Source organism: Streptomyces sp. DH12 (assembly GCF_020873895.1).
Lineage (GTDB): Bacteria > Actinomycetota > Actinomycetes > Streptomycetales > Streptomycetaceae > Streptomyces.
Genome location: NZ_JAHWGT010000514.1, coordinates 1 through 580 on the forward strand (window position 1 = coordinate 1; position 580 = coordinate 580).

Sequence of the window (580 nt, forward strand, 5' to 3'; positions counted from 1 at the left end):
TTTCGCTTGGGCGCGGGAGCGTCAACGCGCGCCGGTCAGTTCGCCCGGTCGCGTGATCACTGCCGCATATCCGCTCGGCACATGCCAAACGCCCCTAGCTTCGCCTCATGGTCAGCTCATCCCACCGTCGAACTGTCCACGGGCATCTGATGGCCGTCGACCTCTCGTTCTTCCAGTCGCAGACCGCGCAGCAGCTTCGGGCGGAGGGCCGGGCGGAGAGCCGGGCGAAGGATCTGCTGCTCCTGCTGGGGCACCGGGGTGTCGAGGTCTCCGAGGAGGACCGGGAGCGCATTGTCGGCTGTGGTGATCCCGACGTGCTGGGCCTGTGGTTCAGCAAGGCTCTCACTGCGACGTCGACGGCGGAGGTCTTCGCGTCGGACGGGGAGTCCGGGGCGGACGCCGGCTGACGGGGTTCCAGGCCTGTCGTCAGCTGGGGCGGCGCAGCCCGTCGACCAGCACCGCGGCGAGGCGGCGGGCGTCGTAGTCGGGGTCGGTCTCCGCGCCGATGCAGAGGTTGCCCACGCCGCGCATGAGCGTGAGGGCGGCGATGTCCTCGCGGATCTCCCCGGCCGCCCTCACG

At 70.5% G+C, this 580-nt stretch carries 1 protein-coding gene and 1 pseudogene; one reads left to right on the forward strand and one right to left on the reverse strand.

The window, feature by feature from the left end; genetic code table 11:
- Positions 1-107: 107 nt before the first annotated feature.
- On the forward strand, positions 108-407 hold the full coding sequence (locus tag LPA54_RS35490) for a hypothetical protein (protein ID WP_228915453.1): 300 nt from the start codon (positions 108-110) through the stop codon (positions 405-407).
- Between the two features lie 19 nt (positions 408-426).
- Here LPA54_RS35490 and LPA54_RS35495 read toward each other — a convergent pair.
- Positions 427-580 (reverse strand): annotated as a pseudogene (locus LPA54_RS35495) (TetR family transcriptional regulator); the annotation flags it as partial.

Excerpts from the sequence above, each read along its gene's own strand:
- LPA54_RS35490 (WP_228915453.1), top strand. The coding sequence starts at position 108 with ATGGTCAGCTCATCCCACCGTCGAACTGTCCACGGGCATCTGATGGCC.